At 69.4% G+C, this 15,783-nt stretch carries 17 protein-coding genes; 5 read left to right on the top strand and 12 right to left on the bottom strand.

The window, feature by feature from the left end; translation table 11 throughout:
• Window positions 1-209 precede the first annotated feature (209 nt).
• The 3 genes from C3Y15_RS03355 to C3Y15_RS03345 form a co-directional block, all read right to left on the bottom strand.
• Complete coding sequence (locus C3Y15_RS03355; RefSeq protein ID WP_034195468.1) at window positions 210-587, bottom strand: DUF2946 domain-containing protein; 378 nt, start codon at window positions 585-587, stop codon at window positions 210-212.
• Window positions 588-681: 94 nt separating this feature from the next.
• Window positions 682-984, bottom strand: coding sequence for a 2Fe-2S iron-sulfur cluster-binding protein (locus C3Y15_RS03350; protein ID WP_034195467.1), 303 nt, complete (start codon window positions 982-984; stop codon window positions 682-684).
• Window positions 985-1,082: 98 nt separating this feature from the next.
• Window positions 1,083-2,981 (bottom strand): sigma-54-dependent Fis family transcriptional regulator, encoded by a 1,899-nt coding sequence (locus C3Y15_RS03345; protein ID WP_069246430.1) that lies wholly within the window; start codon window positions 2,979-2,981, stop codon window positions 1,083-1,085.
• Between the two features lie 224 nt (window positions 2,982-3,205).
• On the opposite strand from C3Y15_RS03345, the gene C3Y15_RS32590 reads away from it, so the two are divergent.
• Both C3Y15_RS32590 and C3Y15_RS03335 read left to right on the top strand, forming a co-directional pair.
• Window positions 3,206-3,481 (top strand): DUF2964 family protein, encoded by a 276-nt coding sequence (locus tag C3Y15_RS32590; protein WP_226184110.1) that lies wholly within the window; start codon window positions 3,206-3,208, stop codon window positions 3,479-3,481.
• Window positions 3,482-3,723: 242 nt separating this feature from the next.
• Window positions 3,724-4,011: a DUF1488 domain-containing protein gene (locus tag C3Y15_RS03335; RefSeq protein ID WP_011880704.1), complete on the top strand. Its 288-nt coding sequence runs from the start codon at window positions 3,724-3,726 to the stop codon at window positions 4,009-4,011.
• Between the two features lie 151 nt (window positions 4,012-4,162).
• Here C3Y15_RS03335 and C3Y15_RS03330 read toward each other — a convergent pair whose 3' ends face one another.
• The 3 genes from C3Y15_RS03330 to C3Y15_RS03320 are packed head-to-tail and all read right to left on the bottom strand — an operon-like array spanning window position 4,163 to window position 5,907.
• Window positions 4,163-5,026 (bottom strand): MBL fold metallo-hydrolase, encoded by an 864-nt coding sequence (locus C3Y15_RS03330; RefSeq protein ID WP_011880703.1) that lies wholly within the window; start codon window positions 5,024-5,026, stop codon window positions 4,163-4,165.
• A 2-nt stretch (window positions 5,027-5,028) separates the two neighbouring features.
• On the bottom strand, window positions 5,029-5,355 hold the full coding sequence (locus C3Y15_RS03325; RefSeq protein ID WP_060122692.1) for a hypothetical protein: 327 nt from the start codon (window positions 5,353-5,355) through the stop codon (window positions 5,029-5,031).
• 12 nt (window positions 5,356-5,367) lie between these two features.
• Entirely contained in the window at window positions 5,368-5,907 is a 540-nt protein-coding gene (locus C3Y15_RS03320; protein WP_011880701.1) for a hypothetical protein, read from the bottom strand.
• Window positions 5,908-6,097: 190 nt separating this feature from the next.
• Between C3Y15_RS03320 and C3Y15_RS03315 the strand changes: the two genes are divergently transcribed.
• Window positions 6,098-6,949, top strand: coding sequence for a LysR substrate-binding domain-containing protein (locus C3Y15_RS03315; RefSeq protein ID WP_059607089.1), 852 nt, complete (start codon window positions 6,098-6,100; stop codon window positions 6,947-6,949).
• A 91-nt stretch (window positions 6,950-7,040) separates the two neighbouring features.
• On the opposite strand, the gene C3Y15_RS03310 is transcribed toward C3Y15_RS03315, so the two are convergent.
• Window positions 7,041-8,342: an NCS2 family permease gene (locus tag C3Y15_RS03310; RefSeq protein WP_011880699.1), complete on the bottom strand. Its 1,302-nt coding sequence runs from the start codon at window positions 8,340-8,342 to the stop codon at window positions 7,041-7,043.
• 690 nt (window positions 8,343-9,032) lie between these two features.
• On the opposite strand from C3Y15_RS03310, the gene C3Y15_RS03300 reads away from it, so the two are divergent.
• Entirely contained in the window at window positions 9,033-9,311 is a 279-nt protein-coding gene (locus C3Y15_RS03300) for a hypothetical protein (RefSeq protein WP_011880698.1), read from the top strand.
• Window positions 9,312-9,474: 163 nt separating this feature from the next.
• Here the strand turns inward: C3Y15_RS03300 and C3Y15_RS03295 are convergent, their stop codons facing one another.
• Together C3Y15_RS03295 and C3Y15_RS03290 are read right to left on the bottom strand one after the other, a co-directional pair.
• Window positions 9,475-9,849, bottom strand: coding sequence for a DUF2917 domain-containing protein (locus tag C3Y15_RS03295; protein WP_059739105.1), 375 nt, complete (start codon window positions 9,847-9,849; stop codon window positions 9,475-9,477).
• Between the two features lie 250 nt (window positions 9,850-10,099).
• Window positions 10,100-10,387: a hypothetical protein gene (locus C3Y15_RS03290; protein ID WP_011880696.1), complete on the bottom strand. Its 288-nt coding sequence runs from the start codon at window positions 10,385-10,387 to the stop codon at window positions 10,100-10,102.
• A gap of 503 nt (window positions 10,388-10,890) precedes the next feature.
• Between C3Y15_RS03290 and C3Y15_RS03285 the strand changes: the two genes are divergently transcribed.
• Window positions 10,891-12,168, top strand: coding sequence for a haloacid dehalogenase-like hydrolase (locus tag C3Y15_RS03285; protein ID WP_069246431.1), 1,278 nt, complete (start codon window positions 10,891-10,893; stop codon window positions 12,166-12,168).
• 60 nt (window positions 12,169-12,228) lie between these two features.
• On the opposite strand, the gene C3Y15_RS03280 is transcribed toward C3Y15_RS03285, so the two are convergent.
• The 3 genes from C3Y15_RS03280 to C3Y15_RS03270 form a co-directional block, all read right to left on the bottom strand.
• Window positions 12,229-13,002 carry a slipin family protein gene (locus C3Y15_RS03280; protein ID WP_011880694.1) on the bottom strand — a complete coding sequence of 258 codons (774 nt, stop codon included), beginning with the start codon at window positions 13,000-13,002 and terminating at the stop codon, window positions 12,229-12,231.
• Window positions 12,999-14,552 (bottom strand): nodulation protein NfeD, encoded by a 1,554-nt coding sequence (locus tag C3Y15_RS03275; protein WP_059623243.1) that lies wholly within the window; start codon window positions 14,550-14,552, stop codon window positions 12,999-13,001. Before C3Y15_RS03275 ends, C3Y15_RS03280 begins: the two co-directional genes overlap by 4 nt.
• A gap of 111 nt (window positions 14,553-14,663) precedes the next feature.
• Window positions 14,664-15,698 carry an AraC family transcriptional regulator gene (locus C3Y15_RS03270; RefSeq protein WP_011880692.1) on the bottom strand — a complete coding sequence of 345 codons (1,035 nt, stop codon included), beginning with the start codon at window positions 15,696-15,698 and terminating at the stop codon, window positions 14,664-14,666.
• Window positions 15,699-15,783: the final 85 nt, after the last annotated feature.

Below are 15,783 nucleotides of genomic sequence, written 5' to 3'. Positions count from 1 at the left end.
ATCCGATCGGAGATGACGAGGAGAACGATGCGTTCGACGCGTCGCCGCGCGCGTTCGCACGCGCGCATGCCGCAAGCGGGCGTGCGCGCACGGCGCGATGCCGCGGGCAGGCAATACGGTCGAACAGGAACGTTTTGGCGCCGCGCGCGACGAGGCGCGCGCAGGCGGACGGCGCGATGCGCCAACGCATCACGCGCGGTGACGGTGCTTCAGGCGGCGGACGGTGGCGCGCGCGGTTGCGCGACGGTGAGCGGCAGCGCGCGCGGCAGGCTCTCGAAGCGGGTCGCTTCGCGGTGCCGCAGCGGCGCAAGATTGGCCGCGAACGTCAGTTCGGGCGCGGGCAGGGCCGGCGTATGCGCGAGCAGGCTGCAATAGCCGCATGCCTGCAGATGGGCCTGCAGGCTCTTCGACGACGCAGCGTCGCCGTGGTCGGCATCGCTCGGCCCGGCCGTGCAGTAACCGGCGAGCAGCGCGTCGACGCGGTGTTGCGTCGTCAGCGCCTGTGAGATCGTCGGCGCGAGCGTCGTCATCAGGATGGCGAGCATCCCGATCAGACTGACGATCTTGCGGAGACGACGACTCAGCATGCGATGCGCGGCGGCATATGGAGGAAGGCGATGCTGCGGATTATGCCACGCAGCCGCCGCGGCGGCGGGCGCGGCACACGGCCGCGCGCCGCGCTCATTCGATCATTTGGGCGTCGGGCACGTCGAGCACGAGGTCCGACGTCGCGACGGCCACGCACGGCAGCGTATAGCCTTCGGCCTTCTCGTCGCGGCTCAGCCCCGGCCACTCGATCGTGTAGCGCACGCTGCCGCTGACGATCCGGCACAGGCAAGTGCGGCACGTGCCGTTGCGGCACGAGCGCGGCAGGCTGACGTGCGCGAACGCGGCGGCTTCGAGCAGCGTCAGCGAGTCGGGCGCGTCGAACGTCGCGCCGAGCGGCTCGACGCGCACGAGAGGGGGACGTTCCGGATCGGTCATGGTGAAGGCGGGCGGCAGGCGGCGGCAATGCGATGCGAGCGCCCAAGCATACCCGAAGCCGCGCGCGGCCGGCGCCGTGCAGGCCGCCGGCCGCGATCTCAGTGCCGGCGCAGATAGCGGTAGACGGTATTGCGCGCGAGCCCGAGCTCGCGCGCGGCAGCCGACACGTTGCCGCCGTGCCGCGCGAGCACCGCATCGATCACCGCGGCCTGGTGGCTCTGCAACGTCGTTGCCGCGCGCGTGCCTGCCGGCGCGGGCGAGCTCGCCGGCGCGTCTTCGCAGTCGAGCCAGAAATCGTCGGGCAGGTGCGCGAGCGTGATTTCGGCTTCGTCTTCGGCGAGCATGCCGGCCGTGCGCAGCACGTTGGTCATCTGCCGCAGGTTGCCGGGCCAGCGGTGGCGCAGGAATGCGTCGAGGACGTCGGCGGCGACGCGCGTCGGCATCGGCTCGCTGTGCGCGAGCCGCGCGAGGATGCGCTCCACCAGCACCGGCAGGTCGGTGCGCGCGGCGAGCGGCGGCAGCGTGACGGCGAGCCCGTTGATCCGGTAGAACAGGTCTTCGCGGAACGTGCGCTCGGCGATCATCGCGCGCAGGTCGCGGTGGGTCGCGCACACCACGCGCACGTCGACCGGCACCGCGCGTGCGCCGCCGAGCGGCATCACCGCGCGTTCCTGCAGCACGCGCATCAGCCGCACTTGCTGCGCGAGCGGCATGTCGCCGATTTCGTCGAGAAACAGCGTGCCGCCGTCGGCCTGCGCGATCTTGCCGGGGCTGCCGCGCTTGCGCGCGCCGGTGAACGCGCCGTCCTCGTAGCCGAACAGCTCGGCCTCGATCAGCGAATCGGGCAGCGCGGCGCAGTTGACGGCGACGAACGGGCCGTCGGCGCGCGGCGACGCCTGGTGCAGCGCGCGGGCGAGCCATTCCTTGCCGGTGCCCGTCTGGCCGAGGATCAGCAGCGGCAGGTCGCGCCCGCGGATCTTCGCGACCCGGTCGAGCACGGCAGCCATCCGTGTATCGCCGGTGTCGAGCGTCGCGAACGTGATCGCCTCGGGGTCGACCGCGCGCGGGCGCGCGGCGACGGGCGCCGGTGCGGGCGGCGTGACGGCGACGGTCGTCTTGCGCGCCTCGGCGAATTCGCAGCGCGCGAGCACGCGCACGCCGGTCGACAGCGTCAACTGGAACGGCGCGCCCGGCGCACGGGCCGCCTGCTGCGCGAGCTGATTGAACTGCATGCCGAACAGCGCGTCGCAGCCGCGATGCTGCAGCGCATCGAACGTCGCGCCGAGCTGAAACTGCGCGCTGCGGTTCGCGGCGATCAGTCCGCCGTCGCGGTCGAACGCGACGAGCCCGGCGAACAGCGAGTCGACGCAATCCTCGTGGGCGTGGAAGCGCAGCCGCAGCGCTTCGGCGCAGCGGTTCGCGAACAGATGGTTCTCGATCAGCTGCGCGGACATTCGCACGAGCGCGAGCGTGTGCGGGCTGAAGCCGCGCGGATCGCCGCTCACGTCCAGCGTGCCGAGCGTGCGGCCGAACGGATCGATGATCGGTGCGCACGAGCAGGTGAGGATGTGATTCGCGCGCAGGAAGTGTTCGTCGCCGTGCACGGCGACGGCCTGGCCCGACGCGAGCGCGGTGCCGATCGCGTTGGTGCCGCGCGTGCCTTCGGCCCACGACACGCCGGTGCACAGCGCGACGCGGTTCGCCTTCTCGATGAAGTCCGCGTCGCCGATGCTGTGCAGGATCACGCCGTCGGCATCGGTCAGGAGCACGAGGCTTTGCGTGTCGGCGATCTGCGCGTGCAGGTTCTCCATCACCGGGCGCGCGTGGGCGAACAGCGCATGGTTCGTGTCGAGGAGTTCGCGCAGCGCGAGCCGCGACAGCGGCGAGAAATCGGGGCGCTCGTCCGCGCGCAGGCCGAGCGACGTCGAGCGGGCGTGCGCCTGTGCGAGCAGGTCGTTGCGGCCCGCGGCGGCGGGCAGCACGAAAGGTTGAGGCATGTGTCGTCTCCTGTCGGCCGCGGGCGGCGCCGAAGCGCGTGCCGGGGCACCGTGCGTCGCGGTCGGCCCGCCGTGACGCGTTGCGCGGCGCCATCCGGGCTGCGCTTGGCGGGCTGCGCCCGCGCGTCCCGGCGGCCGCGATCGATATCGCCTCATCATACAAGCGCCGCGCGCGTTGTGCGCGCCGCGTATAAACCCGTCTTGCTTTCACGCGGCCGCCTGCAATGATGGAAGTGGAGCACGCACGCGCCGTGTTCCGCATTGCAACATGCATGCGACGTGACATGCATCCGTTCGGGAGACCCATCATGGTTCGGACGGAACTCAGAGTCGTGCTGGCGGCCATCGCCACTTTCATCATGCTCGGCGGCATCGGCGTCGCGATCCACGGTTTGCTGTTCGACGCGATCGACGCCGTCCGGTACGGGGCGGCCGCAATCGCGGTGGGCGCGACGACCGCCGCGATCGCGCTCAACATCTGGCCCACCGATCCTCACTGACGCCGCGCGGCGCACGCCGCTGCAGGGCGCGCTGGTCGGACGAAAATGCGCGTCGGAACGACGCACGCCCAAAATTTGCCTCCTGCGCGAAACCGTCTAAAGTGGAATGCAACCGGCATGCATCGTCCGCGCGACAAGCCCGTGGGCGACGCCCCTGCCGGCGAGCCCGCGTCCATTTTCGTCCGGCCGGTGGCGGACGACGGACGCGGTCACGTGTTGACTACCGGACGAAGGGCGGCGCCATGCAGATCCATTTCACGAACGAGAAGCCCGAATATTCGGGGCGCGACCTGATGCTCGGATTCACGGCGCTCGTGAATGGCGAGCGCGTCAAATGCCAGATCACGGCCGAAGCGCTGGAAGACCATTTCGGCGCCGCGTCGCCGCGCTTCGAGGACATGGTCGGCGCGTACGACCAGCATCGCGAGCGCATCGAGGCGGCCGCACGGCGGCTCTTGTCCGAAACGCGCGCGCAATGCGTGACGCTGCGCAGCGGCTACGTGCGCTTCTACGAGGCGAACTGGCGCTGAGCCGCACGCTCGGGTAGTGACGCAGCGGGCGCCGAATTCCGGCGCCCGTGTCGTATCGGCGCGGCGCGCATGCGGCGCCGCGCGTGCGGCGACCCGCGCGTCGCATTGCGCCCGGTTCGCGCCGCCCGAACCCGTCAGGATTCCATCGCGTTCAATCCGTCGCGACCAGCGCATACGCGCCGTCGGTCGCGCCGTGCGCGCGGGCGATGCGAGCGAAGCCCGTATCGGCGAGGTGCATGCCCGCGATCATCAGGTTCTCCCCAGCGGCGTGCGCGAGCGTGGCCGCGCGCGTCGCGCATGCCAGCGACGCATCGTGGTCGAACGCGATCGACACGTCGGGGTGCGCGACCTGAACCGGCGCGAAATGCACGAGATCGCCCCAGATCAGCAGGCGCTCGCCGCGCGATTCGACGCGATAGCCGGTATGGCCGGGCGTGTGGCCCGGCAGCGGCACCGCCGCGATGCCGGGCAGCACGTTGCCGCCTGCGATGGTGCGCAGCTGCGCGCGACAGGCGTCGAACGCGCGCCGTGCCAGCTCGAAATTCCCGCGTGCGCGCTCGCTGGCGCGTTCGTATGCGTCGTGATCCAGCCAGAACGCCCGTTCCCGGTCGTGAATCAGCACCTCGGCGCGCGGGAAGGCCGGCTGTTCGCGCGCATCGAGCAGGCCGCCGATATGGTCGGGATGCGCGTGCGTCAGCAGGATCGTGTCGATGTCGCGCGCATCGATCCCGGCTTGCGACAGCGCCGCCGGCAGCAGGCCGCCCCAGTTGCGGAAGCCGCCGGCGCCGGCGTCGACCAGCACGGTCCGGCCGCCGCCGCGAATCACATAGCAGTTGATGTTGACGTCGGACGGCGCCGGCACGCCGGCCCGCTGCATGATGCCCGCGGCCGCGTCGACGTCGATGTTCGACAGCAGATCGAGGCCGGCGCTCAGCGTGCCGTCGCTGAGCGCAATGACGGAGAAATCGCCGATCTGACGGCACGGGAACGGCGGGCGCGCAATGGACGGGTTCATGGTCAGTTCCGGGCGTGAAGGTGGGCGCTGTCGTGGCCGAAGCAGCGGATGCGCGCGACCAAGCCGGTGTGGCAGAGAATTTCGCGGTCGAGCGAAGCCATGAATCGATCGATCAATTCGGCGGTGCGCAGTGGGCCGAGGCGAAAGCGGATCTCCGCGCTGACCGGGTGTCCGCAGCCGTGCCGCACTGGCACGAACGCGACGTGGACGGTGCCGGGCGCGGCATTCAGCACGTCGGTGCAGAGCGTGTCGCATGCCGACGACAGCGCGGCGAGGGACGTCTGCGCCGGCATGCCGGCCTCGGCGATGAAAATCGTGACGCTGGGCATGGCCGGCTCCCGTCAGCGTGCGGCGGCCGTGGCCGGCGTGCCGACGAGCTGCTCGCCGATCGGCGCATAGAGCCGGATCGCCGCGCCGGCTGCGTGCGACGCGAGCCGTGCTCCGTCGCGATCGAGCACGGCCAGCCAGCGGTGGGCCGGCCGACGATCCAGCGCGACCGCATGCAGCGCGGCGGCGGCGATGCCGGCCTGGGCGAACGGCGCGGCGTCGTCGCTCACGGCCAGCCATTGGCCGTCGGCGACGGCCGGCGCGGGCGCGGCGCTGTCGTACACGTTGCGGCGCCACTCGACGATGTGCGGCTGCCAGCGTGCGAAATTGCCGCCGCCCTTCGCGCGATACTCGGCCGACGTCAGCACGTCCGGCGCGTCGATCGTATGCAGCGCCAGATAGACGGGGCCGTCGCCGCCGAGCGCGCGAAAGCGTTGCGACGTGCGAAAGCCCGACACGGAGATCAGCGCGGGCAGTTTGACGCGGCTGTAGAAGTCGTTCCACTCGGCTTCGACGGCCGGCTCGGCGATGCTGCATTCAACGGCATAGATCATGACTTCTCCACGGGTGGCGAGCGGCCGTCGGCATCGGCGGGCTGGCTCGTTGATTGAGTTTTTGTCATGATAGTGAGTCGCCGAACGGTGGAAAAACGATGATTCGTCATCGTTCAGTGACATTCGATCAAGCTGTGGCCCAACCGGGGGAAACGTGACGCGACGCAGGATTCCGAGCAACTCGGCCTTGATGGCATTCGAGGCCGCCGCGCGGCACGGCAGCTTCGCGCGGGCCGCCGACGAGCTCGCGCTGACCGAAGGCGCGATCAGCAGGCAGATCGGCCGGCTCGAGGCGTTCCTGGGCGTGGCGCTGTTCGAGCGTGTCGGCAACCGCGTGCGGGTCGTGCCGAACGGCGCGCGTTACGCGGCGCAGGTGCGCGAAGTGCTGGACCGGCTCGAGCGCGACAGCCAGTACCTGATGGGGCAGGCGGGCGACGGCGGCAGCATCGACATCGCGGTGACGCCGACCTTCGCGACGCGTTGGCTGATTCCGCGGCTCGGCGGATTCCAGGCGGAGCATCCGAACATCACCGTGCATCTGGCCGATCGGGCTGAGCCGTTCGTGCTCGCCGGCAGCGGCTTCGATGCCGCGATTCATTTCGAGCATCCGGCGTGGGCCGGCATGCATACGTATCGGTTGTGCGAGGAGGTGCTGGTGCCGGTCTGCCGCCCGTCGCTGCTCGCGGGCGGGCACCCGGACGCGCTGCTCGGCACGCTGCCGCGCCTGCACAAGCGGCAGACGCCCGACGCGTGGTCGGCCTACGTGCAGGAGACGGGATTGCCGGTCGACAACCCGGCTGCCGGCGCGCGCCACGATCTTTATTCGATGCTGATCGCCGCGGCGCTGGCCGGGCTTGGCGTCGCGCTGGTGCCGCGGCTCTACGTGGAAGCCGAGATCGCGCAGGGCTTGCTCGCGGCGCCCTGGCCGGACGGCCGCGGCGTGGTCAAGCGCTTCTGTCTCGTGGTGCCCGAAGCGCTCGAATTGGGCGACGGCCCGCTGCGCACGTTCGCGCGCTGGGTGCTTCGGCAGGCAGACGCGTGATGCGGCGGCGCGTGCGCCGCATGCGCGCCCCAACGAAAACGCCACCCGAAGGTGGCGTTGCGTCATCGTGGGTCGCGCCGCGGCGCGTGGGTCACTCGCCGCCGAGGTAGAAGTAGCGGAACAGGAACACGGCCGCGATGATCCAGACGATCGGCTTGACCGTGCGGGCCTGGCCGGTCAGCAGCTTCAGGCCGCCGTATGCGATGAAGCCGAACGCGACGCCGTTCGCGATCGAATACGTGAACGGCATCAGCAGCGCGGTGAGCGCGGCCGGCACGGCTTCGGTCGCGTCGTCCCACGGGACGTCGACCATCTCGCGCAGCATCAGGCACGACACGTACAGCAGCGCGGGCGCCGTCGCGTAGCCGGGCACGACGCCGGCGAGCGGCGCGATGAACAGGCAGGCGAGGAACAGCACGGCGACGGTGATCGCCGTCACGCCCGTGCGGCCGCCGGCCTGCACGCCCGAGGCGCTCTCGATGTACGCGGTGGTCGACGACGTGCCGAGCACCGAGCCCGCGACGATCGCGGTGCTGTCGGCGAGCAGCGCCTTGTTCAGGCGGTCCATCTTGCCTTCGACGAGCAGGCCGGCGCGGTTCGCGACGCCCATCAGCGTGCCGGTCGCATCGAACAGCTCGACGAGGAAGAACACGAGGATCACGTTGATGATGCCGGTCGACAGCGCGGCGCCGATGTCGAGCTTGAACAGCGTCGCGTCGATCGACGGCGGGGCGGAGAACACGCCATGGAACTGGTTGTCGCCGAAGAAGAACGACAGGACCGTGACGCCGATGATGCCGATCAGGATCGCGCCGCGCACGCGCAGATAGTCGAGCGTGACGATCGTGAAGAAGCCGACGATCGCGAGGATCGTGTCGTGTTTGTGCAGGTCGCCGAGCGTGACGAGGGTCGCGGGACTGCCGACGATCACGCCGGACGTCTTCAGCGAGATGATGCCGAGGAACAGGCCGATGCCGGCGGTGATCGAGATGCGCAGCGATTTCGGAATGCCGTTGACGATCGCCTCGCGCACGCGCAACAGCGTGACGAGCAGGAACAGGCAGCCGGAGATGAACACTGCGCCGAGCGCTGCCTGCCACGTGAAGCCCATGCCCTTGACGACGGTGTAAGCGAAATACGCGTTCAGGCCCATGCCGGGCGCGCACGCGATCGGATAGTTCGCGTACAGGCCCATGATGATCGACGCAAGCGCCGCGACGAGGCAGGTCGCCACGAACACCGATTCCTTCGGCATGCCGGCGTCGCCGAGAATCGCAGGGTTGACGAAGATGATGTAGGCCATCGTCAGGAACGTGGTGACGCCCGCGAGTATTTCGGTGCGGAAGTCGGTGCCGGCTTCAGCGAAGCCGAAATACCGCTTGATGGATTCCATGAAGGCGTTTCTCCGGTCGGGTTGTCGTGTTGCTTGTTGTTCGTGCCGAATTGTTGTAAGCCAGCGCGAGGCCGGCGTACTGTAACCAGCCACTATTGCGACGCTATCGGCGGATTGTAATAGCGTGGATAGCTCGGACGATATAGTCGCGGGGCGCGATCGCGCGCGTTCGCGCGGACGGCCGCAGATGCACGTTGCAGATGCACGTCGCGCGACGGCGGCGCGCATTTTACCGGTTCGGGCGAAGCGGCCGGGCGCAAACGATGGAAACGATTCGGTGGCGGGTACGACGGCGACGGCACGACGCCGTGCGGTAGAGAGGGTTCGCCTGCAAGGGCGCGCCCGCCCGAACGGGCGGGCAACTGCGCGCGCCGGCCGTTCGGCAGGCCGGGCGGCGGCGGACATCGGGCTATGCTGCTCCGAAGCCGGCGCGTGCGCAACTGCGATTTCGCGCCGCTCGCGCGACTGTGGTTTCTGTGTAAAAGATCGCAAGACGCCATCGCGTTAACCGGCAAGTCTTTCTACGATAGATGAACCGTGCACGCACGCCGGCCGATCGCTGCCGACGCGGGGGAGTCGCAGTCCGTGCAGGCCAGGCGGCGAAGTGCGGTAACGGTCGTTGCGCGTTCGGGCACGCGCGACCGGTTGCGATAGCCCGATGCGGGTTCGTCCGTCATCACGGAGGTCAGCATGTTGAACTGGATCAGCCGTTGGGCGATGCGGCACGCCCCCACGCCGGAAAAAACCGCTGCGTCGATGCTCGTCACGGCGCGCATGGAACTGTTCACGGCCGAACAGCGCGTCATCGATGCGAAACTACAAGCGGATTACTGGCGCACGCGTGTGTCGTTCCTCGAGGAGGTGCAAAAGCAGGGCATCGATCCGTGGGTGACCTCGCAGGCGGCGCAACGTCCGGACGTCGACACCACACCCCGCGGTACGGGCCCGCGTCTCGCCGCCAGCACCTGACGCATGCATTGCATGTGAAAGCTGCGCAGGGCGCGCGATCGCGCGCGGCACGCAGCGGCGTGCCGCGCCACTCGAAGCGCACCCGCGGCCGATTGCGCCGCGGTTGCGTTCGTTTTCCGACGCGGTCGTTCGCCGCGTCAACGCGTTGCGCGGCAGCGCAGCGTCAGTCCCGCCTTCTCCCTCTTGCGGCGAGCCAGCCGCGCACCCGCGCGAGCGTGCGTCCGAGGCGGTCGCCGCGCCGCACGTATGCGGTCGTGATCGATGCTTCGGCGGGGCGGCCGTCGTAGGTGCCGAGCCAGATGCGATCGCCGCGCGCGATGCGCAGCACGTCGCCCGGCTGCACCCAGTAGTCGTCGACGCTCGGCGGGCGCGTGATCCACAGCGCGGCGCCGTGCGCGCGGATTTCCGCATCGCTCGGCGCGCGCCACGTCAGTGTCGTGTGCGGTGCAACCGCGAAGCGGATCACGACGGTCGGTAACGCGATCGCGCCGGCGCGGCGCGAGTCGGGACGGTCGAACAACAAGCTTGCCTGGTCCATCGTCTGCTCCATTCGTTGGGCCGGACGAATGAAGCGCACCAGAACAAAAAGGCCTCATCCGTTTCCGGTGAGGCCTCGTGTGACATGCGTACTGCTCGGATGCTAACGCACAAGCGCCTCCCGTGATCCATTCTTTCGAATGTTCACCGAGCAATGAATCGCGATGGCGATGAGCTTGAACGTAGGCATGCGAACGAGTGTGTCGATGTCGTACGGCGTTGTCAACGACTATTTGGGCGTCGCGCGGCGCTCACGCGTCGCGCTGCGCGAGGCCGTTCACGAGCAGTTCGGACAGCAGGCCCGTCATCCCGTTCGGATGGGTGGCCGCACGCGCCTTCAGCTGTTCGACGAGTTCGGCGTTGAGCTTGCACGCGAACGGCACGAGGCCCTGTTCCTGGTCGAGCTTGCGCTGCGCGCGGCGATCGAGCTTCGCCGCTTCGTCGGCGCCCTTGCCGAAGCGCGCGGAGCCGGACTGCTTCATCGCTTGCGTGAGCTTCAGCGCCTTGTTCTTTTCGAGATCGGTTTTCTTCATGGCCATCGCGGCACCTCCGGGAAATGAAGCCGCGATTGTACGCATTTCGGCGCACGCACCGCCGGAACCGTCGAGTTGCAGGGCGTGGCGCGGCGCGGGCGTCGTCCTTCGTCGCGCTCCGGTTGCCGTTCTGCGCGGCGGGCCGGCGCGTCATGTCATATATGAGAGCGCCGGTTCGAGCCTTCGCAATGCGGTGTGTATGTAACCGGCCTTGAAGTCACGCAGCGCTGCGCCGCTCGGGTTCGAGAACGGCGGCCGGCAACCGCGGTAGGGACGGGAGGCACCAGGACGCGGCGCAGCGCCCCACGCGAGGTCCGCGCACGCGTCCGGATGTCGCGCCGGATCAATTCGCCGTCGCGTCGTGGCGCGACGCTGTCAAATTGCCGAAATAATTTCGTCACATCATTCGCCCCCATTCGACGCCTTTGCGGCCTCGAATGGGGGCGATGTGTCGCGCGTCGCGCGGGGCAGCGGCCGAAGCCGATTCGGCATTTCAACGGAGAGATACCATGCAACGCCGCAAGTTCATCAACACCCTTGCCGCGGCGACCGCTGCGACGCCGCTGATGCTCAAGGCCGGCATGGCCGGCGCGAAGAGCGCGACCGCGCCGGACGCGCTGGACCCCGGCCGCTGGTCGCCGTTCAACGCCGCGCGCCTGCAGATGGTGCTCGACCGGCATGGCGTCGCGAGCGCGGGCTACGACGCCAAGCGCCGCCCGTATGCGGTGTTCGACTGGGACAACACGTGCATCATGAACGACTGCGAAGAAGCGTTGCTGATGTACCAGATCAACCATCTGCAATACAAGCTGACGCCCGACGAGTTCGTCGGCGTGATGTGGAAGGACGTGCCGAAGGGCGCGTTCATGAAGGACTACACGACCGTCGACGGCAAGCCGGTGACGATGGAGGATCTCGCCGCCGACGTCGAGTCCGACTACCGCTGGCTCTATGCGAACTACCAGGGCTTCGGCGGCGACAAGAGCCTCGACGAGATTCGCGAGACCGACCAGTTCAAGGACTTCCGCGCGAAGCTGTACTTCATGTACGACGCGATCTGCGACACGCATCCGCTCGAAGTCGGCTACAAGTGGATCATCTACTTCTACAAGAACATGACGACCGCCGAGCTGCAGGCGATGGCGCAAGCGTCGAACAACTACGGCATCGGCGACGCGCTGCGCAAGGTCCGCTACGAAAGCCCGAAGGCGCTGCCGGGCAAGGCGGGCGTGGTGGCCGATACGCATTTCCACGGCATCCGCATTCACGAGGAGATCCGCTCGGTGATGCATACGCTGCGCGCGAACGGCATCGACGTATACGTGAGCACCGCGTCGCTCGACGACGTCGTGCGCGTGTTCGCCGGCAACCCGAACTACGGCTACGGCGTGGCGCCCGAGAACGTGATCGGCCTGCGGCTCGACATGCAGGACGGCAAGTACACGAGCACCTATCCGGCCGGCTGGCATTTCAACTGGGGGCCCGGCAAGACGGTGGGGATCCGCAACGTCCTCGCGTCGAAGAAGGGCTACGGCCCGCTGCTGGTGTTCGGCGACAGCGACGGCGACGCGTGGATGCTGCGCGATTTCAAGGACACCGCAGCCGGCGTGATCGTCAACCGGATGAAGAAGGGCGAGATCGGCGCGGACAGCAAGCTCGCGTCCGAACAGATCGGCAACCCGGACGCGCGCTTCCTGCTGCAGGGCCGCGACGAGCACACCGGGCTGATGATTCCCGACGAGAAGTCGATCAAGTACGGCAAGACCGAGCGCAAGCTGCTGGCCTGACGCGCACCGGACGCGGGCGCCGCCGCACCCATCGGCGCCGGCGCCCGGCATATCCGAGCCTCAACGCTCGGGCGGTGCGCCCAGCCGGTCCAGCAACGCCCCGAGCAGATCGATCGGCAGCGGAAACACGATCGTCGAATTCTTGTCCGCCGCGATGGTCGTCAGGGTCTGCAGGTAGCGCAGCTGCATCGCCTGCGGCTGCTGCGCGAGCCGCTGCGCGGCCTGCAACAGCTTCTCCGACGCCTGCAATTCACCTTCCGCATGGATCACCTTCGCGCGCCGCTCGCGCTCGGCCTCGGCCTGCCGCGCGATCGCGCGGATCATCGTCTCGTTCAGGTCCACGTGCTTGATCTCGACCGTCGACACCTTGATGCCCCACGCGTCGGTCTGCGCGTCGAGCGTCTTCTGGATGTCGGCGTTCAACTGCTCGCGCTCGGCGAGCAGCGCGTCGAGTTCGTGCTTGCCGAGCACCGCGCGCAGCGTCGTCTGCGCGAGCTGGCTCGTCGCCTCGAAGAAGCGCGCGACCTGGATCACGGCCTTTTCCGGATCGACGACGCGGAAATACACGACCGCATTGACCTTCACCGACACGTTGTCGCGCGTGATCACGTCTTGCGCGGGCACGTCGAACACGACGGTGCGCAGGTCGATCCGCACGACCTGCTGGACGATCGGGATGATCAGCACGAGGCCCGGCCCCTTGACCTTCCAGAAGCGGCCGAGCATGAACACGACGCCGCGCTCGTACTCGCGGAAGACGCGGATCGACGAGGCGACGAGCACCACGACGAAGACGATCAGGACGCTGCCGAAGCCGAACGTATAGCCGATCATGACGGGGCTCCCCGCTGTTGTGGTTCGTGTGCCGGCACGTCGTAGAGCGGCGTGACGGTGAGCGTCAGTCCGTGGCGGCCGGTGACGCGCACGCGACAGCCGGCCGCCAGCGGCGTGCTGCTCGCGACGCGCCAGCGCTCGCCGTGCACGCGCGCCCAGCCCGCCGCCGACGGCGCGGGGCCGGCGGCGCCGTGCGGCTGGTCCGGACGCAGGCCGTCGTCGAGCACTTCGCCGACGCTGCCCAGCATCGCCTCGGCGCCCGTCACGACCGGCCGCCGCCGCGCGCGCAGCGCGACGCTCGACACGCCGGCCACCAGCAGCGCGCCGGCGGCCGCGAGGCCCGCGATCAGCGGCCACGGAATGCCGTAGCCCGGCACGTCGGTGTCGATCAGCATCAGCGCGCCGATCGTGAACGCGACGATCCCGCCGAAGCCGAGCACGCCGAAGGTCGGCAGGAATGCCTCGGCGACGAGGCAGCCGAGCCCGAGCAGCACGAGCCCGAGGCCCGCATAGCTGACCGGCAGCAACTGCATCGCGAACAGGCCGATCAGCAGGCAAATGGTGCCGGCCACGCCCGGCAGCACGAAGCCCGGATTCGCGAATTCGAAGAACAGCCCGTAGATGCCGATCGTCAGCAGGATCAGCGCGACGTTCGGATCGGCGACGATCGACAGGAAGCGGCTGCGCCAGTCGGGCGCGAGCACGACGAGCGGCGCGTGCGCGGTCGCGAGCCGCAGCGTGCCGGCGCTCGTCGTCACGGTGCGGCCGTCGAGCCGGCGCGCGAGATCGGCCGGATCCTGCGCGATCAGATCGACGACGTGCTGCGCGCGCGCGTCGTTCGCGGACAGGCTCACGGCCTCGCGCACCGCGCGCTCGGCCCAGTCGGCATTGCGCCCGCGCAGCTGCGCGAGGCCGCGGATGTACGCGGCGGCGTCCTGCGTCGCCTTGCGGATTTCGGTCGATTGCGTGTCGTTCGGCAATTCGGCCGACGTCGCCGACGTGCCGGATGCGCCCGAGGCCGCGGCAGGCGACGATCGCGGCGTACCCGGCGCGCCGCCGCCGATCCCGAACTGCACCGGCGACGCCGCGCCGAGATTGGTGCCGGGCGCCATCGCGGCGACGTGGCTCGCGTAGACGATATAGGTGCCGGCGCTCGCGGCCCGTGCGCCGCCCGGCGCGACGAAGGCCGCCACGGGCACCGGCGAGCCGACGATTGCCTTGATGATCTGGCGCATCGACGTGTCGAGCCCGCCGGGCGTATCGAGCTGCAGGATCGCGAGCGGCGCATGCACGCTTGCCGCACGGTCGAGCGACCGGACGATGAAGTCGGCACTGGCCGGGCCGATCGCGCCGTTGACCGGAATCACGACGACCGGCGCCGCGGCGGCGGGCGCGTTGGCCGGCGCGGCGGCGCCTGGAGCGGCAACCGCCGCGCACACGACGAGCAGCGCCGCGAACAGCGCGGCGCGCGCGACCCGCGCGGACAGCGGGTGACGGGAACGGGCGCCGCGCACGGCGGGCGCCGGCGGCGCGTGACGATGAATGCGCATCGGGGCGTCCGGGCGGCGCGCGGCCGCACGCCGTCCGGCTCGCGGAAATGGGCGTTGGCCCGATGCTTGAAGATTAGGCGCTTTCGGCGGAAAGCGCGAAGGCGGCGGCGTTCAGCGCGCGCCGCCCGCGCGCGCAAGCGCCTCTTCACGGTACTCGGCCGGGCTGCGCCCGCTCCATTTGCGAAACGCGCGGTAGAACGCGCTCGGTTCCGCGAACCCGGTGGCCGCCGCGACGTCGGCGATCGTGCGCGACGGATCGGCCAGCGCCTCGAACGCGAGATCGCGTCGCAGCGTGTCCTTGATCGACTGGTAGGCCTGGCCTTCCTGGTGCAGCTTGCGCCTGAGCGTCGCCTCGGCCACGTGCAGCCGCGCGGCCATCCCGTCCGCGCCCGGCCACGACGCGGGCGGCATCCCGCGCAGCACGGCGCGCACGCGCTGCGCGAGCGCGTTCGGATTGCGGTACTTGACGATGAAGCTGGCCGGCGCGTTGCGCAGGAAGGTTTTCAGCGTCTTTGCGTTCTGCACGACGGGCAGCGTCGCGAATTCCGGATCGAAATCGACATATGAATCGGGCTGGTTGAACCGCATGTCGTCGCACAGCATCGACGGATACTCGTGATCGGCGGGCGGCGTGTCGCAGCGGAAGCTCGCGTGCAGCACCGGGATGCGCCGCCCGATCAGCCAGCAGGTGAGCCCGTACACGATGATGAAATAGGTAGCGTACGTGAACATCGCCGGCGCAGCGCCGTTGTTGCGGTGCACGAAGCGCAGCCGCACACGCTGCGGATTGGCGTCGAGCTCCGCGTGGAGATCGTCGAGCACGCAGTGCATGAAGTTCACCGCGCGCGCCATCGCGCGCAGCCCGTCCTGCGCGGACAGCGCGGCCTGGCTCATCGCGATGAAGCTGCCACTGCGCATCGGATGGCGGTCCTGCCCGAAAAACTCGTCGTCGAGCGCGCGCGCGATCGCATTCCACAGCGCGCCGTATTGCTGCGCGCTCACGCGCGCGCGCGGCTGCGCGAGCAGCGCGGGCGCGATGCCGGCCTGCGCGAGCAGCGGCTCCGCCGCGACGCCGCGGCGGGCGGCCAGCGCGACGCTGTACGCGACCAGGCTGATCGCGATGGTTCCCCTTTCGTCCTGCTTCATCCGTATCGCCGGTATGGCAAAAACGCTCAGTGTAAATGAGCGGCGCGAGCATCGAACACCGGCGCGCGCTTGCCTACACTTGTTG

The sequence above is a fragment of the Burkholderia sp. B10 genome, assembly GCF_004368385.1.
In the GTDB taxonomy this organism is placed as follows: domain Bacteria; phylum Pseudomonadota; class Gammaproteobacteria; order Burkholderiales; family Burkholderiaceae; genus Burkholderia; species Burkholderia vietnamiensis.
The sequence above is the reverse complement of the archived record's forward strand: the minus strand, read 5'-3'. Positions and strand labels throughout refer to the sequence as shown.